The 21,285-nt window shown below is 70.7% G+C and carries 23 protein-coding genes; 8 read left to right on the top strand and 15 right to left on the bottom strand.

Translation table 11 applies throughout. The features are described from left to right. From AC51EU_RS13505 to AC51EU_RS13490, 4 genes are all read right to left on the bottom strand, one after another. Positions 1-1,290, bottom strand: a 1,290-nt coding sequence (locus AC51EU_RS13505) for a dicarboxylate/amino acid:cation symporter (protein ID WP_496267121.1), incomplete at its 3' end; no start/stop codon positions are given. A 428-nt stretch (positions 1,291-1,718) separates the two neighbouring features. Continuing rightward, positions 1,719-2,009: a DUF4229 domain-containing protein gene (locus tag AC51EU_RS13500; RefSeq protein WP_496267120.1), complete on the bottom strand. Its 291-nt coding sequence runs from the start codon at positions 2,007-2,009 to the stop codon at positions 1,719-1,721. A gap of 131 nt (positions 2,010-2,140) precedes the next feature. Further along, on the bottom strand, positions 2,141-3,304 hold the full coding sequence (gene mqnE / locus AC51EU_RS13495) for an aminofutalosine synthase MqnE (RefSeq protein ID WP_496267125.1): 1,164 nt from the start codon (positions 3,302-3,304) through the stop codon (positions 2,141-2,143). A 165-nt stretch (positions 3,305-3,469) separates the two neighbouring features. Continuing rightward, positions 3,470-3,928 carry an Lrp/AsnC family transcriptional regulator gene (locus AC51EU_RS13490; protein WP_496267119.1) on the bottom strand — a complete coding sequence of 153 codons (459 nt, stop codon included), beginning with the start codon at positions 3,926-3,928 and terminating at the stop codon, positions 3,470-3,472. Between the two features lie 124 nt (positions 3,929-4,052). Between AC51EU_RS13490 and AC51EU_RS13485 the strand changes: the two genes are divergently transcribed. Further along, positions 4,053-4,187 carry a hypothetical protein gene (locus AC51EU_RS13485; protein ID WP_496267118.1) on the top strand — a complete coding sequence of 45 codons (135 nt, stop codon included), beginning with the start codon at positions 4,053-4,055 and terminating at the stop codon, positions 4,185-4,187. Positions 4,188-4,192: 5 nt separating this feature from the next. On the opposite strand, the gene AC51EU_RS13480 is transcribed toward AC51EU_RS13485, so the two are convergent. Further along, a complete protein-coding gene (locus AC51EU_RS13480; protein ID WP_496267117.1) occupies positions 4,193-4,945 on the bottom strand; it encodes a UbiX family flavin prenyltransferase in 753 nt (250 codons plus the stop codon). A 98-nt stretch (positions 4,946-5,043) separates the two neighbouring features. Here AC51EU_RS13480 and AC51EU_RS13475 point away from each other — a divergent pair, with 98 nt between their 5' ends. Both AC51EU_RS13475 and AC51EU_RS13470 read left to right on the top strand, forming a co-directional pair. After that, on the top strand, positions 5,044-5,634 hold the full coding sequence (locus tag AC51EU_RS13475) for a rhomboid family intramembrane serine protease (RefSeq protein WP_496267124.1): 591 nt from the start codon (positions 5,044-5,046) through the stop codon (positions 5,632-5,634). Between the two features lie 62 nt (positions 5,635-5,696). Beyond that, a complete protein-coding gene (locus AC51EU_RS13470) occupies positions 5,697-6,245 on the top strand; it encodes a DUF4870 domain-containing protein (RefSeq protein ID WP_496267116.1) in 549 nt (182 codons plus the stop codon). Positions 6,246-6,266: 21 nt separating this feature from the next. Here the strand turns inward: AC51EU_RS13470 and mqnP are convergent, their stop codons facing one another. Further along, positions 6,267-7,190: a menaquinone biosynthesis prenyltransferase MqnP gene (gene mqnP / locus AC51EU_RS13465; protein WP_496267115.1), complete on the bottom strand. Its 924-nt coding sequence runs from the start codon at positions 7,188-7,190 to the stop codon at positions 6,267-6,269. A gap of 2 nt (positions 7,191-7,192) precedes the next feature. Beyond that, positions 7,193-8,647: a menaquinone biosynthesis decarboxylase gene (locus AC51EU_RS13460; protein ID WP_496267114.1), complete on the bottom strand. Its 1,455-nt coding sequence runs from the start codon at positions 8,645-8,647 to the stop codon at positions 7,193-7,195. 88 nt (positions 8,648-8,735) lie between these two features. Here AC51EU_RS13460 and AC51EU_RS13455 point away from each other — a divergent pair, with 88 nt between their 5' ends. The 4 genes from AC51EU_RS13455 (at position 8,736) to AC51EU_RS13440 (ending at position 11,986) form a co-directional block, all read left to right on the top strand. After that, entirely contained in the window at positions 8,736-9,149 is a 414-nt protein-coding gene (locus AC51EU_RS13455; RefSeq protein ID WP_496267123.1) for a PLD nuclease N-terminal domain-containing protein, read from the top strand. A gap of 123 nt (positions 9,150-9,272) precedes the next feature. Beyond that, complete coding sequence (locus AC51EU_RS13450; RefSeq protein ID WP_496267122.1) at positions 9,273-9,701, top strand: nucleoside deaminase; 429 nt, start codon at positions 9,273-9,275, stop codon at positions 9,699-9,701. A gap of 76 nt (positions 9,702-9,777) precedes the next feature. Then, positions 9,778-10,410, top strand: coding sequence for a DUF4291 domain-containing protein (locus AC51EU_RS13445; RefSeq protein ID WP_496267113.1), 633 nt, complete (start codon positions 9,778-9,780; stop codon positions 10,408-10,410). Positions 10,411-10,558: 148 nt separating this feature from the next. Further along, positions 10,559-11,986: an alkaline phosphatase family protein gene (locus tag AC51EU_RS13440; protein ID WP_496267112.1), complete on the top strand. Its 1,428-nt coding sequence runs from the start codon at positions 10,559-10,561 to the stop codon at positions 11,984-11,986. Between the two features lie 65 nt (positions 11,987-12,051). Here AC51EU_RS13440 and ccsB read toward each other — a convergent pair whose 3' ends face one another. The 7 genes from ccsB to hemL all read right to left on the bottom strand — a co-directional run bounded on the left by ccsB (position 12,052) and on the right by hemL (position 19,773). After that, positions 12,052-13,131, bottom strand: coding sequence for a c-type cytochrome biogenesis protein CcsB (gene ccsB / locus AC51EU_RS13435; RefSeq protein ID WP_496267111.1), 1,080 nt, complete (start codon positions 13,129-13,131; stop codon positions 12,052-12,054). After that, positions 13,128-14,882, bottom strand: coding sequence for a cytochrome c biogenesis protein ResB (gene resB, locus AC51EU_RS13430; RefSeq protein ID WP_496267110.1), 1,755 nt, complete (start codon positions 14,880-14,882; stop codon positions 13,128-13,130). Before resB ends, ccsB begins: the two co-directional genes overlap by 4 nt. A 3-nt stretch (positions 14,883-14,885) precedes the next feature. Next, positions 14,886-15,644 carry a cytochrome c biogenesis CcdA family protein gene (locus AC51EU_RS13425; protein ID WP_496267109.1) on the bottom strand — a complete coding sequence of 253 codons (759 nt, stop codon included), beginning with the start codon at positions 15,642-15,644 and terminating at the stop codon, positions 14,886-14,888. 4 nt (positions 15,645-15,648) lie between these two features. Next, on the bottom strand, positions 15,649-16,263 hold the full coding sequence (locus tag AC51EU_RS13420; protein WP_496267108.1) for a TlpA family protein disulfide reductase: 615 nt from the start codon (positions 16,261-16,263) through the stop codon (positions 15,649-15,651). Positions 16,264-16,394: 131 nt separating this feature from the next. After that, positions 16,395-17,603, bottom strand: a complete 1,209-nt coding sequence (locus AC51EU_RS13415) for a polysaccharide deacetylase family protein (RefSeq protein ID WP_496267107.1) — start codon at positions 17,601-17,603, stop codon at positions 16,395-16,397. A gap of 146 nt (positions 17,604-17,749) precedes the next feature. Further along, a complete protein-coding gene (locus AC51EU_RS13410; RefSeq protein WP_496267106.1) occupies positions 17,750-18,430 on the bottom strand; it encodes a histidine phosphatase family protein in 681 nt (226 codons plus the stop codon). Between the two features lie 35 nt (positions 18,431-18,465). Continuing rightward, entirely contained in the window at positions 18,466-19,773 is a 1,308-nt protein-coding gene (hemL, locus tag AC51EU_RS13405; protein ID WP_496267105.1) for a glutamate-1-semialdehyde 2,1-aminomutase, read from the bottom strand. Between the two features lie 327 nt (positions 19,774-20,100). Between hemL and AC51EU_RS13400 the strand changes: the two genes are divergently transcribed. Continuing rightward, the gene (locus AC51EU_RS13400; protein WP_496267104.1) at positions 20,101-20,667 is read left to right on the top strand and encodes a hypothetical protein; all 567 of its coding nucleotides are present in this window, start codon (positions 20,101-20,103) and stop codon (positions 20,665-20,667) included. A 21-nt stretch (positions 20,668-20,688) separates the two neighbouring features. Here AC51EU_RS13400 and AC51EU_RS13395 read toward each other — a convergent pair. Then, the coding region (locus AC51EU_RS13395) for an SDR family NAD(P)-dependent oxidoreductase (protein ID WP_496267103.1) at positions 20,689-21,285 on the bottom strand (597 nt) is incomplete at its 5' end.

Below are 21,285 nucleotides of genomic sequence, written 5' to 3'. Positions count from 1 at the left end.
GTCGTCGAGCCGGCTGCCGGCCGCGCGGGCGTACGCCTCGCGGTCGAGGATCTTCTCCTTGGCGGAAACCAGGATCGGCACGACCGACTGGCCCGCGACATTGGTGGCGGTGCGCATCATGTCGACGATCGGGTCGATGGCCATCAGCAGGCCGACGCCCTCCAGCGGGAGGCCGAGCGTGGACAGGGTCAGCGTCAGCATCACCGTCGCGCCGGTCAGGCCGGCGGTGGCGGCCGAGCCGATGACGGAGACGAAGGCGATCAGGACGTAGTCGCCGATGCCGAGCGGTACGTCGAAGATCTGCGCGATGAAGATCGCGGCGATGGCCGGGTAGATCGAGGCGCAGCCGTCCATCTTCGTCGTCGAGCCGAACGGCACGGCGAAGGAGGCGTACTCGCGGGGCACGCCCAGGCGCTCGGTGACCTTCTGGGTGACCGGCATGGTGCCGACCGAGGAGCGGGAGACGAACGCGAGCTGGATGGCGGGCCAGGCGCCCTTGAAGAACTGGAGCGGGTTGACCTTGGCGACGGACGCGAGCAGCAGCGGGTAGACGCCGAACATCACGAGCGCGCAGCCGACGTAGATGTCGGCGGTGAAGGTCGCGTACTTGCCGATCAGGTTCCAGCCGTAGGTGGCGATCGCGTTGCCGATGAGGCCGACGGTGCCGATGGGGGCCAGGCGGATGACCCACCACAGGGCCTTCTGGAGCATCTCCAGGACGACGCGGCTGGCACGGAGGACCGGCTCCGCCTTGTCGCCGAGCTGGAGCGCCGCGATGCCGGCGACGGCGGCCATGAAGACGATCTGCATCACGTTCAGCTCGGTGAACGGCGTGATGACGTCGGTGGGCACGATGCCGGTGAGGAAGTCGATCCAGGAGCCCGAGTGCTGCGGCAGCTTGCCGTCCTTGGGCGTGAGGCCGGTGCCCGCGCCGGGGTGGGTCAGCAGGCCGATGGCCAGGCCGATGGCGACCGCGATGAGCGAGGTGGCCATGAACCACAGCAGGGTGCGGGTGGCGAGCCGGGCGGCGTTGTTGACCTGCCGCAGATTGGTGATCGAGACCAGGATGGCGAAGAACACCAGGGGCGCCACGGCCAGCTTGAGCAGCTGGACGAAGAGGTCGCCGATGTGGCTGAGGGTGGACGTGAGCCAGGCGATGTCGCCGCTCTTGGCGATCCAGCCGAGCACCACGCCCAGGACGAGGCCGGCCATGATCTGGACCCAGAACGGGACCTTGGGTATGCGGAAGGTCTTCGGACGTATGGACTCGGCGTCAGCGGGCGAGGACAACGGACACACTCCGGGGACAGGGAACGTCGGGACGTCGGGAAATGACGGGTGGTGCCGGAAACGGCGCAACGCGCCAGAAGGTCCGTGCGAAAGAGGATCTCCGGCCGCTGCCCTGGGTCAGCGGCGGCAACAGGCCGCGGACAGGCAGCGGCACAGATCGATGTGCAGGCGCGCCACGAGCGGAACGCTCATGGGGGACGGGGGCGCGGCTGCGGACATCATGACAAGCACGTTAACACTTGAACTTTGAGGAACCCAAAGAAAATCTTTGGTACCGAGCGGCGGCGGCCCGGAGAACGCCGTGTGCCCCGTACCGGAGCAACAACTCCGGTACGGGGCACATGCCGTGGAACCGTGGAAAGGAGGGACGCGGGGGTGTGAGACGTCTTACACCCGCCCGTCCGCGCGCCGCGGGCGGACGCCGCGGCTCACGCCAGGCCGTCCTCCTGGCCGCTGTTGGCCGCGAGGCGGGCGCGCTGGCGGTCGACGGTGCCGACGATCTGCTCCGACATCGCGTCCCGCTGCTTGCGCAGCAGCACAAGGCTGAGCGGCGCGGAGACCACGATGGCGAGCAGCAGCATCCAGACGGTGTTGGAGGCGCCGACGGCCAGCGGGATGACCCCGAGGTAGGCGAGCAGCCACACCAGCGCGAAGCAGGCGAGGAAGAGGCCGAAGCGCAGTGCGGTGTAGCGAAGGGTGGCGTGCTTGTGGCTGCTCACGGTCGGGACCTTCTTCTCAACGGCGTCCGAACGGTTCTTTCCGTCCAGTCAAGCACAGCGCGGCGGCGATGCTCCGGCGCCCCCGGCGTGCCGGTCCGTCCGCCGCGGCGGACGGACCGGTCGCGGCGCGGTCAGACGCGCATGGCCTGCGGGCTCTCCCGGCGGTCCGGGTCCGGGCCCGGGTACTCGCGGATGGCCTCGTAGCGGGTGTTGCGCTCGACGGGGCGGAAGCCGGCGTCGGTGATCAGCTCCAGCAGGTCCTCGCGGGTGAGCTTGTTCGGCGTGCCGTAGTTGTCCGCGTCGTGCGTGATCTTGTACTCGACGACCGAGCCGTCCATGTCGTCGGCGCCGTGCTGGAGGGCGAGCTGGGTGGTCTGGAGGCCGTGCATCACCCAGAAGCACTTGACGTGCGGGACGTTGTCGAACAGGAGGCGGGAAACGGCGAAGGTCTTCAGCGACTCGGCGCCGGTGGCCATCGTCGTACGGGCCTGGAGCCGGTTGCGGACCTTGCCGTCCTTCATGTCGACGAAGTCGTGCTGGTAGCGCAGCGGGATGAAGACCTGGAAGCCGCCGGTCTCGTCCTGGAGCTCGCGCAGCCGCAGCACGTGGTCCACCCGGTGGCGGGGCTCCTCGATGTGCCCGTAGAGCATGGTCGAGGGGGTCTTGAGGCCCTTCTCGTGCGCCAGGCGGTGGATGCGCGACCAGTCCTCCCAGTGGGTGGCGTGGTCGACGATGTGCTGACGGACCTCCCAGTCGAAGATCTCGGCGCCGCCGCCGGTGAGCGATTCGAGGCCGGCGTCGATCAGCTCGTCGAGGATCTCGGAGGCGGACAGCCCGGAGATGGTCTCGAAGTGGTGGATCTCGGTCGCGGTGAACGCCTTGAGGGAGACCTGGGGCAGGGCTTCCTTGAGGGCCTTGAGGGACCGCGGGTAGTAGCGCCACGGCAGGGTGGGGTGCAGACCGTTGACGATGTGCAGCTCGGTGAGGTTCTCGTTCTCCATCGCCTTGGCGAGGCGGACGGCCTCCTCGATGCGCATCGTGTACGCGTCCTTCTCGCCCGGCTTGCGCTGGAAGGAGCAGTAGGCGCACGAGGCGGTGCACACGTTCGTCATGTTGAGGTGACGGTTGACGTTGAAGAAGACGACGTCGCCGTTCTTGCGCGTCCGCACCTCGTGGGCGAGGCCGCCGAGCCAGGCCAGGTCGTCGGACGCGTAGAGGGCGAGGCCGTCCTCACGGGTCAGCCGCTCCCCGGCGAGGACCTTCGCCTCCAGCTCGCGCTTGAGGCCCGCATCCATCGATGCCGCCATCGGGTCGCCTCCCAGTTGTCGCCGTTCCTGCGCGTTTCCCGGCCCGGCCCGGGGCCGGGCACGGGCCCCGCCGAGCCTACTCCCCCGCCCCGCGGCCGGGTCCAAGGGCCCTTGCGCCACCGGGGTGCGTTCCCCCGGTGGCGCGGGCGCGCGTCAGGCGGTCGGCTCGGGCAGTTCGCCGACGCGGTTCTCCCACTTGGTGGAGAGGACGATGGTGGTCCGGGTGCGGGAGACGCCCTTGGTGCCGGAGAGCCGCCGGATGGTGGTCTCCAGTCCGTCGACGTCACTGACGCGGACCTTGAGCATGTACGAGTCGTCGCCCGCGATGAACCAGCAGTCCTCGATCTCGGCGAGATCGCGCAGCCGCTGGGCGACGTCCTCGTGGTCGGCCGCGTCCGAGAGCGAGATGCCGACGAGCGCGGTGACGCCGAGGCCGAGGGAGCCGGCGTCGACGGTCGCGCGGTAGCCGGTGATCACACCGGCCGCCTCAAGACGGTTGATCCGGTCCGTGACGCTCGGTCCGGAGAGGCCGACGAGCCGGCCCAGCTCCGCGTACGAGGCCCGGCCGTTCTCGCGAAGTGCCTGGATGAGCTGCCTGTCCACCGCGTCCATGCCCTCAAGCCTTTCATTCGTTACGCGTTTTCCACTTTTGCATGTAGAATCTAAGGCATACAGGGCCACAAGCCCTGGGATTCTTCCAAATGATCAACGACGATCTTCTACAGGAGAAGTCACCGTGTACTCGATCGAGATGGCCTACGCCCGCATGCGTGAGATGCAGGACCAGGCCAATCGTTCACGTGCCCACAAGACTGCCGGGACTCCCGCCCGGCGCCGCTTCGGCCGCAACACTCAGGCCAAGAAGCGCTAGAACGCCTACGGGGCCTCCTCCTTGGAACCGCCCCCCAGTTCCCCCTTCCACCGCCGGTACAGATCGTGCGGCACCTCCGCCGCGTCGAGCACCCGGCCCGCGACGAAATCCACCAGATGCTGGATGTGCGTCGCCCCCGCGTAGAACGCCGGAGAGGCGGGCAGCACCACGGCGCCCGCCTCGTCCAGCGTCACCAGATGCCGCAGCGTCGGCCCGTTCAACGGGGTCTCGCGCACCGCGACCACCAGCCGCCGCCGCTCCTTGAGCGTCACGCTCGCCACCCGCTGCAACAGGTCCTTCGACAGCCCCAGCGCCACCCCGGCCACACACGCCGTGCTCGCCGGGACGATCAGCATCCCCTTGGCCGGATACGAACCGGACGACGGCCCGGCGGCCAGGTCCCCGGCCGGCCAGTACCGCACCCGCGCCAGGTCCTCCTCGTCCACCGCGAACGTCCCGGCCCGGCCGTCGGCGCCACGCGCCAGCCACTCCCGCAGATCCGCCCGCCAGTGCGCGTCGCGGAACGCGATCCCCGTCTCGTCCAGCAGCGTCAGCCGCGAGGCGCGGCTCACCACCAGGTCCACCGCCTCCCCCGCGGCGAGCAGCCCGCGCAGCACGGACGCGGCGTACGGTGTACCGGACGCGCCGGAGATCCCGACGACCCACGGACGGCGGGGGCCTTCCGGGGCGGGACGCGGGACGGTTCCGGAGGGACCGGTGCCAGGGGACGAACTGGTGTCGAGGGGCGAAGACTCCACACCACGGAGCCTATCCGCCGGAACCGGATGGCCCGGCACGACCGTTGTCCCTCGTGAACCCGCCGGCCGGCGGCTGGAAGAAGGACGGAGGCCCCCAGATGCGACGCGCCAAGCCCGCGCTCGTCCTGATGCTGGGATGGGTCGGACTGCTCTGGCTGCTGGAGGGCGCCGACGCCGCCAGCGGCGGCGCGCTCGACGCCTACGGCATCCGGCCCCGCGACGTCGACGCGCTGGTCGACGTGGTGCCCGCGGCCTTCCTCCACTACGGCTTCGACCACCTCGCCGCCAACACCCTGCCGCTGCTGCTGCTCGGCTTCGTCGCCGCGCTGCGCTGCGGCATACGCCGCTTCCTCGCCGTCGCCCTGATGATCATCGTCGTCAGCGGTCTCGGCGTCTGGCTCACCGCTGCCCCGCACACCGTCACCCTGGGCGCCTCCGGCGTCGTCTTCGGCCTCTTCGGCTATCTCCTGGTGCGCGGCTTCATCGAGCGCGTCCCCCTCGACATCGCCATCGGCGTCCTGGTCGCCGGCCTCTACGGCTCGATCATCTGGGGCGTCCTGCCGCGCGGGGACGGCGTGAGCTGGCAGGCGCACCTCTTCGGGCTGATCGGCGGCGTACTGGCCGCGTTCGTGCTGCGCCGCCGCCCCGCGCCCGGCCGCTCCGGCGCCGGTGTCACAGGCGTCCCGTAGCCTCGACGGCGACAGGCACCACCCGCCGCGCGACCGCGGCACCGGCGACAACGGGGGACGAGATGTCCGGATACCAGCACCCCTACGGGCCCCAGGGCGGCCCCCAGCAGCCCTACGGCGCGGCCCCCGGATGGCAGCCCGGCCCCATGGGCGGCCCCGGCACGCCCGCCCCGAACCCGACCGGTTCCGCGATGTGGGCGCACCTGGGGGCGCTGCTGACGATCGTCGCGGGGTCGGCGATGTGCTGCGGCCTCGGGGTGTTCCTGGGCTGGATAGCCCCGACGGTGGTGCGCGGCGGCCAACACACCAAGCACGACCCGTTCGTCCGCCACCACGCCAATCAGGCGGTGAACTTCGGCATCACCCAGGCCATCGTGGCGGTGCTCGGCACGGTGCTGTACTTCCTGTCCGCGGTGGTCTTCTCCGCCTTCGCGAACGAGGAGCAGCTGGACGGGCCGGGGCTGGCGGTGCCGCTGCTGACCGTGCTCGCGATGCTGGCCGGGTACGGCATCACCGGCCTCGTCTGCGCGACGATGGGCGCGGTGAAGGCGAACCGCGGCGAGTGGTGGAGCTACCCGCGGCTGATCGCCTGGCCGATGGTCAAGAACTGAGCCGGGCGGCCCGGCCCGGCGTCACAGCGTCAGACCGCGCACCAGCAGGTCGGCCAGCGCGAAGACGAACAGCGCGATGCCGATGAAGCTGTTGACGGAGAAGAACGCCCGGTTGAGCCGGGACAGGTCGTGCGGCCGCACGATCGTGTGCTCGTAGACGAACGCTCCGGCGACGACCACCAGGCCCGTCCAGAAGCAGACCCCGGCGTCGGTGAGCAGCGCGTACCAGACCAGCAGCGCCGTGGTGACGAGATGGCAGCCGCGGGCGCCGTGCAGGGCCGCAGGGATGCCGAAGCGGGCCGGTACGGACTTCACACCGTGCGCCCGGTCGGCCTGGACGTCCTGGCAGGCGAAGATCAGGTCGAAGCCGCCGATCCAGATGCCGACCGCGAGGCCGAGGACGGCCGCGTCCCACGACCAGCTGCCGCTGACCGCGAGCCAGGCGCCGACCGGCCCCATCGCCTGGGCCAGGCCCAGGATCGCGTGCGGGAAGTTCGTGAACCGCTTGCCGTACGGATAGACCACCATCGGCACCACCGCGACCGGCGCCAGCACCAGGCACAGCGGGTTGAGCAGCGCGGCGGCGCCGAGGAAGACGGCGACGGCGATCAGCGCGCCGGTCCAGGCGGCGCGCACGGAGACGGCGCCGGTGACCAGTTCGCGGCCCGCGGTGCGCGGGTTACGGGCGTCGATCTCGCGGTCGATGATCCGGTTGGCGGCCATCGCGAAGGTCCGCAGCCCGACCATGGCGAGGGTGACGAGCAGCAGCTTGTCCCAGTGGATCGTCCGGTCCCACTGGTACATCGCGGTCAGCGAGGCGATGTAGGCGAAGGGCAGGGCGAAGACCGAGTGCTCGATCATCACCAGGCGGAGGAACGCGCGGACCTTGCCGGGCCGGGCGGGCCCGGGGCCGACGAGGTCGGGTGTCGCGGAGTCAGCACTCATCTCTAGAAACCGTATTCCGTCCAGCGGCGGTCGACCTTCGCCGCCGTCCGCGGGTCCGACGCGACCATCCGCGGCCAGCCGCCGTCCCGCGTGTACCCCTCCTCGGGCCATTTCGCCGTGGCGTCGATGCCCGCCTTGCCGCCCCAGAACTGCTGGTAGGAGGCGTGGTCGAGATGGTCGACCGGGCCTTCGACGACGGTGAGGTCACGGGCGTAGTCGGTGTTGCCGAGCGCCCGCCAGGACACCTCGTGGAGGTTGTGCACATCGCAGTCGGCGTCGACCACGATGATCAGCTTGGTCAGCGACATCATGTGCGCGCCCCAGATGGCGTGCATCACCTTCTGCGCGTGCTTGGGGTACTTCTTGTCGATCGAGACGATCGCACAGTTGTGGAAGCCGCCGGACTCGGGGAGGTGGTAGTCCACGATGTCCGGGACGATGACCTTGAGGAGCGGGAGGAAGAAACGTTCCGTGGCGCGGCCGAGGGGGCCGTCCTCCGTCGGCGGGCGTCCCACCACGATCGACTGGAGCAGCGGCCGCCTGCGCATCGTGACGCAGTCGATGGTCAGCGCCGGGAAGTCCTCCTGCGGCGTGTAGAAGCCGGTGTGGTCGCCGAACGGGCCCTCCGGCAGCATCCGGCCGGGCTCCAGCCAGCCCTCCAGCACGACCTCGGCGTGGGCGGGGACCTGGAGCGGGACGGTCTTGCAGTCGACCATCTCGATCCGCTTGTTCTGGAGGAACCCGGCGAAGAGGTATTCGTCGATGTCGCCGGGGAGCGGGGCGGTGGAGGCGTACGTCACGGCCGGGGGGCAGCCGAAGGCGATGGCGACCGGCAGCTTCTCGCCCCGGCGGGCGGCGACCTGGTAGTGGTTGCGGCTGTCCTTGTGGATCTGCCAGTGCATCCCGATGGTGCGCTTGTCGTGGCGCTGGAGGCGGTAGAGACCGAGGTTGCGTACGCCGCTCTCGGGGTCCTTGGTGTGGGTGAGCCCCAGGTTGAAGAAGGAGCCGCCGTCCTCGGGCCAGGTGAACAGCGCGGGCAGCCGGTCGAGGTCGACGTCGTCACCCGTGAGGACGACCTCCTGCACCGGGGCGTCACCCTTCACCTTCTTCGGTGGGACGTGCGTCATCCCGGCGAGCTTGCCGAACGCCTCCCGCATCCCGACGAAGCCGTGCGGCAGCTCCGGCTTGAGCAGCCCGCCGATCTTGTCGCTGATGTCCTCGTAGCGCTTGAGGCCGAGGGCCTTGAGCAGCCGGCGGTCGGTGCCGTAGACGTTCATGGCCAGCGGCATCGCCGAGCCCTTGACGTTCTCGAAGAGCAGCGCGGGACCGCCGGACTTCTGCACCCGGTCCACGATCTCGCCGATTTCCAGGTACGGATCGACCTCGGCCTTGATCCGCTGGAGGTCGCCCTCCCGGTCGAGCGCCCGCAGGAACGAGCGAAGATCGTCATAAGCCATACGTCCCAGTATCGGGTACGGACTACCCTGGACGGGTCACCGGGCCCCGCCGCGGGCCAGCCATCACAAGCAGGGGGCTTTGTCCGCAATGCTGAGGTATCTGCCGTTCCTCTTGGTGCTGGCTCTGTGGATCTACGCCTTCATCGACTGCCTCAACACCCCCGAGGAGCAGATCCGCGGACTGCCCAAGGTCGTCTGGGTGATCATCATCCTGCTCTTCGGCGAGGTCCTGATCGGCCCGATCGCCTGGCTGGTCGCCGGCAAGGTCCGCCAGGGCGCCCCCGGCCGCGGCAGCACCCCCTCCGAGTGGCACCGCAACCAGCGCACCACCTGGGTCGCCCCGGACGACAACCCCGAGTTCCTGCGCTCCCTGCGCGAGGAGAACAAGAAGGACGAGAACCTCCTCAAGGACTGGGAGGCCGACCTCCGCCGCCGCGAGGAGGAGTTGCGCCGCAAGGAGGACGGCGGCCCCGAGGACACCCCGCCGCCCGCCAAGAGCTGACACGCTGTCCGCATGGACGGTATGGACCGCGTCGCCGGCGCACCGGACGACCGCCGGGCCCCCGGGCCCGGCACCCCCCGCCCGCACCCCGGGCCCGGCCGCCTTCAGGTGGCCGCCCGCGCGATGCTGGCGACGGCGCTCGCCGAGGCGCGGGCCGGGCTCGCCGAGGGGGGTATCCCGATCGGGGCGGCGCTCTACGGGGCGGACGGCGCGCTGCTCGGCCGGGGGCGCAACCGCCGTGTCCAGGACGGTGACCCGTCCGCGCACGCGGAGACCGCGGCGTTCCGCGCGGCCGGCCGCCGACCCGGTTACCGGGGCACGACGCTGGTCACCACCCTCGCGCCCTGCTGGTACTGCTGCGGACTGGTCCGCCAGTTCGGAATCTCCCGGGTGGTGATCGGCGAAGCGCGGACGTACCACGGCGGGCACGACTGGCTGGCCCGCCACGGCGTGCGGATCGTGCTGCTCGACGACGCGGAGTGCGCCGCGATGATGCGTGACTTCGTCGCGGCACACCCGGCGCTGTGGAGCGAGGACGTCGGCGGGGCGTAGGGCCCGCACGGCGTCCCGTACGCGTGTGCGGTAATCCGGTGGCCGGTTGCCGCGCCGTCCGGCAGGCTGACCGGCCATGAGCACCCCCGAGCAGCACCCCGCGGAGCACTCCCCCGCCGAGCCGCCGCGCCGCGTCCGCGCGCTGTACACCGCGGCCACCATCACCGTCTACCAGGCGTACGCGCCGGAGCTGGGGCTGCCGGCCGCGCGGGACGGGCGGTTCCCCGCCGCGTGGAAGCGGGAGCGGATGACGTGGATCAAGCCGTCGTTCCTGTGGATGATGTACCGCTCCGGGTGGGGCACCAAGCCCGGCCAGGAGACCGTGCTCGCCGTCGAGATCGACCGGGCCGGGTTCGACGCCGCGCTGCGCGACGCCTGTCTGTCGCACCACGATCCGGCCGTGTACGCGGACCGGGACGCCTGGCGGCGGCGCCTCGCGGCCTCGCCGGTGCGGCTCCAGTGGGACCCGGAGCGCGATCTGCTGCTGCGTCCACTGCCGTACCGCTCGCTCCAGCTGGGGCTGTCGGGTGAGGCGTCGCGCCGGTACGCGGACGAGTGGACGGTGTCGATCCGGGACGTGACCCCGCTCGTCCGGGAGGTCCACGCGCGGGTACGGGCCGGGGATACGGCGGGTGCGGCGGCGCTGCTGCCCGAGGAGCGGCCCTATCCTGCGCCGGACGAAACGCCCGCCCTGCGGCTTTCGGCGTAGAAAACGTAGGAGCGTCCGGCCAACTCGCGTCCGTTCACGGCCAATTGACGCACCGTTCAGCAACCTCCCCCTGCCCGTGCCACACCCGCGCCGCCACAGTCGGTTCCGCCCCACCGAGGTCTTACGCGACGCAGGGAGAGAGGCATCCATGCCCGACATGACCCGACGCAGACTTCTCGGCTCCGCGGCCGGCGCGCTCGGCGGCGCCGCGGCGCTGTCACTGCTGCCGCCGAGCGTCCAGAAAGCCGTGGCCGCCGGTCCGCCCCGGCACGGGGGACTCCACGACATCGAGCACGTCGTCCTGCTCATGCAGGAGAACCGGTCGTTCGACCACTACTTCGGCACCCTGCGCGGCGTCCGGGGCTTCCACGACCCGGACGCGCTGACGCTGCCGAACGGGAAGTCCGTCTTCCACCAGCCGGACGCCGAGAACCCGGACGGTCATCTGCTGCCGTTCCGCCTGAACACCCGCACCTCCAGCGCCCAGGCCATCCCCTCCACCAGCCACGCCTGGTCCGTGCAGCACGAGGCGTGGAACGGCGGGAAGATGGACCGCTGGCTGCCCGCCCACCGCAAGGCCGACGGCAAGAACGGCCCGTACGTGATGGGCTATCACACCCGTGAGGACATCCCCTTCCAGTTCGCCCTCGCCGAGGCGTTCACCCTCTGCGACAACTACTTCTGCTCGGTCTTCGGGCCGACCTGGCCCAACCGGCTGTACTGGATGACGGGCAGCATCGACCCGCGGGGCACCCACGGCGGCCCGGTCCTCAACAACACCGCGCCGAAGCCGTACCGCTGGACCACCTACGCCGAGCGCCTCCAGGCCGCCGGGATCAGCTGGAAGGTGTACCAGCAGGAGGACGACTACGGCTGCAACCTGCTGGAGCAGTTCCAGAACTTCCGGGACGCGAAGCCCGGCGACGCGCTGTACGAGCGCGGGGTGCGGCCGCAGCCGGCCGGCACCTTCGAGGACGACGCGCGCAACGACCGGCTGCCGGCCGTCTCCTGGCTGATCCCCACCAGCACCGAGTCCGAGCACCCGGACTTCCTGCCGGCCGCGGGCGCCGACTTCGTCGCCCGGAAGATCGAGGCCATCGCCTCGAACCCGAAGGTCTGGCGCAAGACCGTCTTCATCCTGAACTACGACGAGAACGACGGTCTCTTCGACCATGTCCCGCCGCCCGTGCCGCCCGCCGGGACGCCGGACGAGTTCGTCGGCGGGCTGCCGATCGGCGGGGGCTTCCGGGTGCCCTGTCTGATCGTCTCGCCGTGGACGGTCGGCGGCTGGGCGGCCGGTGACGCCTTCGACCACACCTCCGTGCTCCAGTTCCTGGAGCGCTGGACGGGCGTGGAGGAACCCCACATCACCGACTGGCGGCGTTCCGCGTTCGGCGATCTGACCTCGGCGTTCGGCTTCTCGCACGCCAGGCCCCGGCCGCCGCGGCTGCCGCACGACACCGCCGAGCAGTGGGCCAGGGCCCGCTGGGAGGTCGAGCACCTGCCGAAGCCGACGCTGCCGGGCGGCGGGCAGCAGGAGCCGCCGCAGGAGCCCGGCGGCCGCAAGCGCCGCTGACCGGCCGCCGGACACGGCGGTGCCGTACGGGAGCGCGTCCCGTACGGCACCGTGGGCGTGGTCCGTCAGACCCCGGCGTAGGAGTGCAGGCCGGTGACGAAGATGTTCACGCCGAAGTAGTTGAAGAGGTAGCAGGCGAAGGCGATCAGGCCCAGCCAGGCGGCCTTGCGGCCCTTCCAGCCGGCGGTCGCGCGGGCGTGCAGGTAGCCGGCGTAGGCGACCCAGGTGATGAAGGACCAGACCTCCTTGGGGTCCCAGCCCCAGTAGCGGCCCCAGGCGGCCTGGGCCCAGATCGCGCCCGCGATGATCGTGAACGTCCACAGCGGGAAGACGGTGGCGTTGACGCGGTAGGCGAACTTGTCGAGCGAGGCCGCCGAGGGCAGCCGCTCCAGGACGGAGGTGGCGAAGGCGCCGGGCTGCTTGCCCGCGGGGTCGGCGAGCTTGGCCTCGTGGCGGTCGCGGAAGAGGAACAGCAGGGTGGCGACCGCGCCGAGGTAGAGCACCGCGCCGGAGATGATCGCGCAGCTGACGTGGATCCACAGCCAGTACGAGTGCAGGGCGGGGACAAGCTGGTCGCTGGCGGTGTAGAGCACCGAGACGGCGAGACCGAGGTCGAGCAGGACGGTGGTGATCAGCGGCAGGCCGATCCAGCGGACGTTCTTGCGCAGCACGAGCAGCAGCAGGTAGGCGCTGACCGCCACACAGCCGAGGGTGAGGGAGAACTCGTACATGTTGCCCCAGGGGGCACGCTGCACGGACAGGGCGCGGGTGATCACGCCGCCCACGTGCAGGGCCCAGCCCAGCACGGTGAGCGAGACGGCGATGCGGCCGTAGAGGTCGCCCTTCTCGGTGCCGCCGGCGGCGCCGGGGCCGTCGGGGACGTCACGGGTGCCGGGGGCGGTACGGGTGATGACCTTGGGGCGTTCGAGGACGGCGGTGCCGCCCTGGGACCGTACCTGGACGGCCGCCGCCCGCTGCGGCGCGGCGGTCAGCGCGGCGGCGGTCCTGCCGACCTTGCTGCGGCTGCCGAACACCCACTCGGCCAGGTACGCGAGGAAGGTGAGGGTGTAGACCGCCATGGCCGAATAGACCAGGAGATTGCTGTTGTTCGCCAGTGTCTCGTTGGCTGCGGCCGCGATGTTCACACGCGCGCTCCTTCGGAGGGTTCAGCAGGATCGGCGGGACCGTTGGGCTCCGCCTCGTTGTCGGGCCCGGTGCCGGAGGCGTCCGCCGCGGCCGGGGCGTCGGGAAGGAGCGCCACGGCCAGATCGGCGATCTCCTCCGGGAGCCGGGCCGACTCGCTGCGGGCGAGCCCGGCGATCTCGACGACGGTGGTGCCGTCCTCGCCCCGCTCGGCCCGGATCCACACCCGGCGGCGTTGGACGAACAGGGAGAGGGCCAGGCCCAGCAGGGCGGCGCCCGCGCCGGTGAGCGCGAGCCAGTTGCCGGGCTGGTGGGTGATCGTGAAACTGGCCCAGGTCTTGATGCCCTCGAAGGTGATCGAGCCGTCGCCGCCGGGCAGCGTCATGGTCTCGCCGGGCCGCATCATCTGGGCGGTCTTGTTGCCCTTGCCGTCGGTGTACTGCTTGAGGCGCTTGAGGTCGAGCTGGTAGACGCTCTGCGTGGGCCCGGAGTCGACACCGAGGTCACCGTGGTAGGCGGTGAGCACGAGGCGGGGGTTATCGAGCGCCGGGAACTGGGAGAACATCGTGCCCGAGCCCTTGCCGCCGAAGGTCGGCACGAAGAAGCCCTGGAAGCCGAGCTGGTTGCGTGTGCCGTCCTTGGCCCTGGCGCCGGGCACCTTGATGACGCCGGTCGAGGTGAGGTTCTGGGGGTCCTGCGGGAGGAACGGGACGGCGCCCTTGTAGACGACCTTGCCGCGGCCGTCCTTGACGCTGACCACCGGCGAGTAGCCGTGCGAGAGCAGGTTGACCCGTGAGCCCGCGAGGTAGAGCGGCTCGTTGACCTCGACCGTCGTCTTGTGCGAGGTGCCGTCGGCACCGGTGAAGTAGGTGACATGGGCGCGGAAGGTACGGGCGGTGCCGCGCTGCGAGCCGGACCGCTCGTACGTCGCGTCGAACTTGTCGAGGGTGAAGCCGAACGGCTCCATGGTGTCGGTGTCGAAGAACGGGCCCGACTTGAAGTCGTCGTACTGGGTCAGGCTGTTGGCGAAGCCGTCGCCCTCACTGATCAGCTTGCCGCCCTGGGAGCGCCACAGGCTGCCGACGGCGAACGCCACCAGCATCACGATCAGCGCCACATGGAAGAGCAGATTGCCGACCTCGCGCAGATACCCCTTCTCGGAGCCGACCGCGCTGCCGCTTCGGTGCGTACGGAAGCGGCGCTTGCGCAGCAGCCGCCCGGCCGACTCCAGCACCTCCTCCGGCTGTGCCGTGGTGCGCCAGGTGGTGTACGCGGGCAGCCGGGTCAGCCGGCTGGGGGCGGCCGGCGGCCTGCCCCGCAGCTGCCCCACGAACTGCCAGGTCCGCGGGACGATGCAGCCGATGAGGGAGATGAACAGCAGCAGGTAGATCGCGGAGAACCACACCGAGCTGTAGACGTGGAACATCCCCAGCGCGTCGTAGATCTTCCCGAGCGTGGGGTGGTCGCCCCGGAACGCGTCGACCTTGACCGGGTCGATGCTGGTCTGCGGGATCAGCGAGCCGGGGACGGCGCCCAGCGAGAGCAGCAGGAGCAGCAGCAGCGCCACCCGCATCGAGGTGAGCTGCCGCCAGAACCACCGCAGCCAGCCGACCGGCCCGAGGGAGGGGAGGCTGGTCTCCTCCTTGGGGGCGGTGGACAGCCGGGACGTGGCCTCGCCGAGGTCCGTCCCGGTGTCCTGGGTCCGCGGCGCGCCGTCCTCCGGGTCGCGGGGGGTGTCGGTCGTGGTGGACATCAGTCAGATCCCAACGAAGTAATTCTGCGACCAGTTCTGGACCGAGGACATCCAGTCGCCCCACACACCGGTGAGCAGCAGGACGCCGAGGGCGACCATCATGCCGCCCCCGAGCCGCATCACCCACACGTAGTGCCGCTTGACCCAGCCGAACGCGCCCAGCGCCCGGCGGAAGGCCACCGCTGCCAGCAGGAACGGCAGGCCCAGGCCCACGCAGTAGACGACGGTGAGCAGCGCGCCGCGTGCCGCGCTCGCCTCCTGGAGGGAGAGCGTGTTGACGGTGGCGAGGGTGGGGCCCATGCAGGGGGTCCAGCCGACGCCGAAGAGGACGCCGAGGAACGGCGCCCCGGCCAGGCCCATGGCGGGTTTCTTGTGGAAGCGCAGTTCGCGCTGGCCGAAGCGTTGCAGGAGGCCGGCGAAGGCGAGGCCGAAGAGGATCATCAGGGCGCCGAGCACCCGGGTGATGATGTCCTTCTGCTCCTCGAAGACATCGCCGAAGTAGCCGAAGAGGGCGCCGCCGGAGACGAAGACGGCGGTGAAGCCGAGGACGAACAGCGAGGCGCCGGCCAGCATCCGTCCGCGCCGGGCCTGGGCGAGATCGGTGCCGACCATGCCGGTGACGTACGACATGTAGCCGGGGACCAGCGGCAGGACGCAGGGCGAGAAGAACGAGACCAGTCCCGCGAGCAGGGCGATGGGCACGGCGGCGAACAGGGTGCCGCTCATGATGGTCTCGTTGCGCGCGACGGCGAGGATGATCACGGGGTCACTTCTCGGCGATCAGGGGAGCGAGCATCTTGCGCAGCTCCGCCTCGGTCAGCTCGCCGATGGAGCGTGCCGCGATCTTCCCCTGCCGGTCGACGGCGATCGTCGAGGGGATGGACTTCGGGTTGAGGCTGCCCTTGGGGAAGCGCAGCATCAGCTTGCCGGCCGGGTCGAACAGGCTCGGGTACGGCACCTTGTGCTGTTCCTCGAAGCTGGTGGCCTGCGACTTCTCGGCGTCGCGGGTGTTGATCCCGACGAACTGGACGCCCTGGGAGGCGGTGTCGCGGGAGACCTTGCCGAATGCCTCGGCCTCGGCGTTGCAGGGGCCGCACCATGATCCCCAGATGTTGAGGACGACGATCTTGCCCTTGTAGTCGGCGATGTCGAGGTGCTTGCCGGTGGTGGTCTCGCCGGAGATGTCGGGTGCGGCCTGCCGGTCGGCTCTCGCGACGGTGTCGATGCCGTCCTTGCCCTGGACGAAGCGGGTCTGCGAGGAGCCGCCCGAGGTGCCTTCCCCGCAGGCGCTCAGCGTCAGCGAGCCGAGCGCGATCCCCGCGGCGAGCAGGGTGAGGCGTCGGCGGCTGGTGAGGCGGCGTGGGGCGCGGCAGGCACTCATGTGAAAAGTTTCGCATGGGCGGATTCCGGATCTTCCGCACCCCCCTCGCCGGTCGGCCCGTGTCGGAAAGCCGCATGTCGGACGGGGTACGCGGGCGGAGGGCGCCGCCGCGCACCCCGTACGGGGCATTCTCAGGCGGCCGTGAGGTACTGCTTCCAGCCACCCGCGGGGGCCCGGCCGACGCCCAGCTGCTGGAGCTTGGCGATCACCTTGGGGTCCTGGGCGTCGAGCCAGTCGGTGAACTGCCGGAAGGAGACCAGCCGCACGTCCTGGTGCCGCTCGTCGGCGATGTGCTTGAGGGCCGCCTCGACGGCGTCCATGTAGATGCCGCCGTTCCACTCCTCGAAGTGGTTGCCGATGAAGAACGGCGCGCGGTTGGTCTCGTAGGCGCGGCGGAATCCGGCGATGTACGCCTCGGTGGCCTGCTTGCGCCAGCCCGGGTAGTTGGCCGGCGGGGCCTTGGTGGAGTTGCGGGACTGGTTGGCGAGGATGTTGTAGTCCATCGACAGGACCTCGAAGGAGTGGCCGGGGAACGGTATCTGCTGGAGCGGGTAGTCCCAGATCCCGTTCTTCTTCCTGGGCCACATCTGGAGGCCGCCGGGCGAGCTGGCGTCGTAGCGCCAGCCCAGTTCCTTGGCGGTGGTCAGCAGGTTGTCCTGGCCGAGGAGGCAGGGGGTGCGGCCGCCGACGAGTTCCTTGCGGTAGTCGAAGGGCAGCGGCTCGACGTCGGTGAAGCCGGTGTTCGTCCGCCACTTGGTGACGAAGTCCATGGCCTGGTCTATCTCGGAGCGCCACTGCCGGGGTGTCCAGTGCTGGACGGAGCCGGTGCCGGCGCAGAAGTGGCCGTTGAAGTGGGTGCCTATCTCGTGGCCGTCGAGCCAGGCGCGGCGGACGTTCTTCAGGGTGTCCTTGATGTGGCCGTCGGAGAGGTAGCCGATGTCGGAGGCGCCGACGCGGTTGTTGGGCGGGGAGTAGAGGTGCTTCTTGCTCTCGGGCAGCAGGTAGAGGCCGGAGAGGAAGAAGGTCATCGCCGCGCCGTGGTCCTTGGCGAGCTTGAGGAAGCGCGGGAAGAGGCCGTTGCCGACCTCTCCCGCGCCGTCCCACGAGAACACCACGAACTGCGGCGGGGTCTGCCCCGGTTCCAGCCGTTCGATCTTCGGCTGGTGGGGCTGCTTGCCGGTGTCGGCGGTGGAGCCGTCGCCTATCGGCTTCGGCCGGGGCTGGGAGCGGCTGGTCACCTTCTGCCCGGCCGCGTCCCCGCCGGAGCATCCGGCCACCCCCAGCGCGGCGGCCGCGCCCACTCCCATCCCCAGCAGATTCCGCCGACTGATCGCGCGCATCCCGTCGTCCCCATCCGTGCTCGCCCAACTGAATATCCATATAAACGGACATACGTTAGGAGGGGCCGATGAAGGCGCAGGTTCCGGTGTATTCGGTTAACTTTCGATTTACCGCGCGAGGGGAAATGACGCTGGGTGACGCCTCGTCACGCGCCGAACGCCTTGGCCTTCCCCTTCACGGGCTTGGCGCCCGCCAGCAGATGGGACGGCACAAGATCGCGTGCCGGTTCCGTGTATCCCACGGAAACGATCCGGTCACCGTGGAAGGTGAACGACGTCAGCGACGCCAGGGTGCACTGCCGCCGCCGCGGGTCGTGCCACAGCCGCCGCCGCTCCGCGAAGCTCCGCACGATCCAGATCGGCAGCTGATGGCTGACCGCCACCGCCTCGTGCCCGCGCGCCGCGTCCCGCGCCGCACCGAGCGCCGCCATCATCCGCACGACCTGCTCGATGTACGGCTCGCCCCACGACGGCCGGAACGGATTGGTCAGGTACTTCCAGTTCCCCGGCTTCTTCAGCGCGCCGTCGCCCACGCCGAACGTCTTGCCCTCGAAGACGTTGGCCGCCTCGATCAGCCGCTCGTCGCGCGCCGTCTCCAGCCCGTGCGCCGCCGCGATCGGCGCCGCCGTCTCCTGCGCGCGCTCCAGCGGCGAGGCGACGACATGCGTGATGTCCCGCTCCGCCAGATGCTCCGCGACCCGGTCGGCCATCTTCCGGCCCAGGTCCGAGAGGTGGTAGCCGGGACGGCGCCCGTAGAGGACGCCCTCCGGGTTGTGCACCTCGCCGTGCCGCATCAGATGTACGACGGTGATGTCTTCGCTGCTCATGTCGCCCATTCGTCCGCTCGTCCGCTCCCGGTCGCTCACGCCGCCGCCCCGGCCGCCGCCCGCGCCGCGGCCGGCAGCGCGGCGGCGATCCGCTCGACCGCCGCGGCGTCGTGCGCGGTCGAGACGAACCACGACTCGAAGGCGGACGGCGGCAGGTAGACGCCCTGCGACAGCATCGAGTGGAAGAACGCGGTGAAGCGGAACGCGTCCTGCGACCGGGCCCCCTCGTAGTCCCTGACCTCGGCGTCCGTGAAGAAGACGGAGAACATGTTGCCCGCCGTCTGCACCCGGTGCGCCACGCCCTCCTTGGCCAGCGCCTCGGTGACCAGGCCGCGCACCTCGGCGGAGACCGCGTCGACCTTCTCGTACGCCGCGTCGTCCAGCAGCCGCAGCTGCGCGACGCCGGCCGCGGTGGCGATCGGGTTCCCGGACAGGGTGCCCGCCTGGTAGACCGGGCCGGCCGGCGCCAGGTGCGCCATTACGTCGGCGCGGCCGCCGAACGCCGCCGCCGGGAAGCCGCCGCCCATGACCTTGCCGAAGGTCATCAGGTCCGGACGTACGCCATCAATTCCATACCAACCGGACTTGCTGACGCGGAAGCCCGTCATCACCTCGTCGGAGATGTACAGCGCGCCGTCGGCCGCGCAGATGTCCTTGAGCCCCTGGTTGAAGCCCGGCAGCGGCGGCACCACGCCCATGTTGCCCGGCGACGCCTCGGTGATCACACACGCGATCTCGCCCGGGTGCGCGGCGAACGCGGCCCGCACCGCCTCCAGGTCGTTGTACGGCAGCACGATCGTGTCGCCGGCCTGCGCGCCCGTCACACCCGGGGTGTCGGGCAGCGCGAAGGTCGCCACCCCCGAACCGGCCGCGGCCAGCAGCGCGTCCACATGCCCGTGGTAGCAGCCGGCGAACTTGACCACCTTCGACCGGCCGGTGAACCCGCGCGCCAGCCGGATCGCCGACATCGTCGCCTCGGTGCCGCTGGAGACCAGCCGCACCTGCTCGACCGGCGCGATCCGCGCGACGATCTCCTCCGCCAGCTCGACCTCACCCGCACCGGGCGTACCGAACGACGTCCCGCGCGAGACCGCCTCCCGCACCGCGGCCATCACCTCGGGGTGCGAGTGGCCGAGGATCATCGGCCCCCACGAACACACGAGGTCGACGTACTCACGGCCGTCGGCGTCGGTGAGGTACGGACCGGTGCCGGACACCATGAACCGGGGCGTACCGCCCACGGCCCGGAACGCCCGCACCGGAGAGTTCACGCCACCGGGCGTCACCGCGGCGGCGCGGTCGAACAGCGACTGCGAAACAGGGGCTTCATACGGAAAAGACACGGCGATCCTGATCTGCGTAGACGGTGGGGAAGGACGGCGGCGCACGGACACGGCCCGGCCGGCAACGATGCGGAAATCCCCTCGCGGTCCGCCCGAGGGCACCGCGCGGTTTCCTTCTGGTCCCTTTTCGGTTCCTCTCGCTCTCGACCGGGCGTCAGCCCCCGCGCGTCTGCAAAACTGGGGCGTCGTACGAATGCGTCACACACCCCATGGTCTCAGAGGTGCGCAGGGGCATGCCGCCGGGCGTTTCACGCGCCGGTGACGGGGGAGGTCTCTGAGACGATGATCGGGTTGCGTGGCCGGGGCTGCGAATGGTCGGGTGGAGATATGCATCGCGGTGGCGAACTGGGCGAAGGAACCGATGACCGGGGTCCTGAGCGCGCCCAGCGCGGCCGCCACCGCCGCGAGGACATCGGCGGCGGGGACAGCACGGGTGGGGAGACCAGGGGCGGCCGCATGGGGGTGACGTACAAGTACTTCGGCGCGCCCAACGGCGCCACGGCGGCACGCGTCCCGATCTCGATGCGTCCCGAGGAGCTCGGCGGCGACGAGCTCGGCATGGGAGGCATGTTCACCAAGATCAAGCCGGAGACGATGGCCGCGATGGTCCTCACCGGCATAGAGGGCATACCCCTCCACAAGGTCCCCCCGCTCGAACTGGTCGTCCTCCACCCCGACTACGCGGTCGTCAAGCTCCCCATGACCGTGGTCGACCCGCTGCGCGGGGTCGGCGAGGAGTCCGTCGGCGCCGCGGCCTTCATCTGGTCCACCGTGCCCGACCGCGGCGGCCCCCGCGACGCCTACACCGTCTACCAACTCCTCCACGAATGGCAGGACTTCAGCCACCGGCTGCACGAGGCCGGGCACCAGGCGTACTGCCTGGTGTGGCCGTAGGGCCGCTCCCGCCCCGCCGCCTCACCACGTGAGGCGGGCCGAGGCACCGCCGTCCACGACGAGATCGTGACCGGTGATCCAGGACGCCATCGGGGACGCCAGGAAGACACACGCGTCCCCCACGTCCTCGGGCGTGCCCAGCCGCCCCACCGACGACGCGGCCCGCCACCGCCGTACGCCCTCCGGCCAGCCCTCCGCGAGCCCCGGCCGGTCGATCAGCCCCGGCGAGACGCTGTTGACCCGGATGCCCCAGCCCCCGTACTCCAGCGCCGCGGCGCGGGCGTGCATCACCACCGCCGCCTTGGCCGCGCTGTAGTGCGCGTGCCCCGGCGCCGGGAAGGACGCCTCCACGGACGCCACATGGATCACCGCCCCACCACCGCGCTCACGCAGCACGGGCGCCGCGGCCTGGGTGCAGGCGAACACACTGTGCAGATCGGTGTCCACCACGGCCCGCCAGTCCGCGAGCGTCATCCCCGGCAGCTCCTGGACCGGCTGCACCCCCGCGTTGTTGACGAGGACGTCCAACCCGCCGCGCCATTCCGCGGCCCGGCGCACCAGCCGGCGGCAGGCCGCCTCGTCCGTCAGCTCGGCGTCCAGCGCCAGCGCGCTGCCGCC

It is taken from the genome of Candidatus Streptomyces philanthi, assembly GCF_059553635.1.
Note: the sequence above shows the minus strand (reverse complement) of the source record. Positions and strands in the feature narration are given on the sequence as shown.

What these genes read in the sequence shown, in the direction of transcription:
- AC51EU_RS13410 (WP_496267106.1), bottom strand. Translation starts at nt 18,430, where the DNA reads ATGAGCAGCGAAGACATCACCGTCGTACATCTGATGCGGCACGGCGAG.
- mqnE (WP_496267125.1), bottom strand. Translation starts at nt 3,304, where the DNA reads ATGGATGCGGGCCTCAAGCGCGAGCTGGAGGCGAAGGTCCTCGCCGGG.
- mqnP (WP_496267115.1), bottom strand. Translation starts at nt 7,190, where the DNA reads ATGAGTGCTGACTCCGCGACACCCGACCTCGTCGGCCCCGGGCCCGCC.
- AC51EU_RS13400 (WP_496267104.1), top strand. Translation starts at nt 20,101, where the DNA reads ATGCATCGCGGTGGCGAACTGGGCGAAGGAACCGATGACCGGGGTCCT.
- resB (WP_496267110.1), bottom strand. Translation starts at nt 14,882, where the DNA reads ATGTCCACCACGACCGACACCCCCCGCGACCCGGAGGACGGCGCGCCG.
- AC51EU_RS13455 (WP_496267123.1), top strand. Translation starts at nt 8,736, where the DNA reads ATGCTGAGGTATCTGCCGTTCCTCTTGGTGCTGGCTCTGTGGATCTAC.
- AC51EU_RS13445 (WP_496267113.1), top strand. Translation starts at nt 9,778, where the DNA reads ATGAGCACCCCCGAGCAGCACCCCGCGGAGCACTCCCCCGCCGAGCCG.
- AC51EU_RS13420 (WP_496267108.1), bottom strand. Translation starts at nt 16,263, where the DNA reads ATGAGTGCCTGCCGCGCCCCACGCCGCCTCACCAGCCGCCGACGCCTC.
- AC51EU_RS13470 (WP_496267116.1), top strand. Translation starts at nt 5,697, where the DNA reads ATGTCCGGATACCAGCACCCCTACGGGCCCCAGGGCGGCCCCCAGCAG.
- AC51EU_RS13490 (WP_496267119.1), bottom strand. Translation starts at nt 3,928, where the DNA reads ATGGACGCGGTGGACAGGCAGCTCATCCAGGCACTTCGCGAGAACGGC.
- AC51EU_RS13450 (WP_496267122.1), top strand. Translation starts at nt 9,273, where the DNA reads ATGCTGGCGACGGCGCTCGCCGAGGCGCGGGCCGGGCTCGCCGAGGGG.
- AC51EU_RS13460 (WP_496267114.1), bottom strand. Translation starts at nt 8,647, where the DNA reads ATGGCTTATGACGATCTTCGCTCGTTCCTGCGGGCGCTCGACCGGGAG.
- AC51EU_RS13440 (WP_496267112.1), top strand. Translation starts at nt 10,559, where the DNA reads ATGCCCGACATGACCCGACGCAGACTTCTCGGCTCCGCGGCCGGCGCG.
- AC51EU_RS13475 (WP_496267124.1), top strand. Translation starts at nt 5,044, where the DNA reads ATGCGACGCGCCAAGCCCGCGCTCGTCCTGATGCTGGGATGGGTCGGA.
- AC51EU_RS13415 (WP_496267107.1), bottom strand. Translation starts at nt 17,603, where the DNA reads ATGCGCGCGATCAGTCGGCGGAATCTGCTGGGGATGGGAGTGGGCGCG.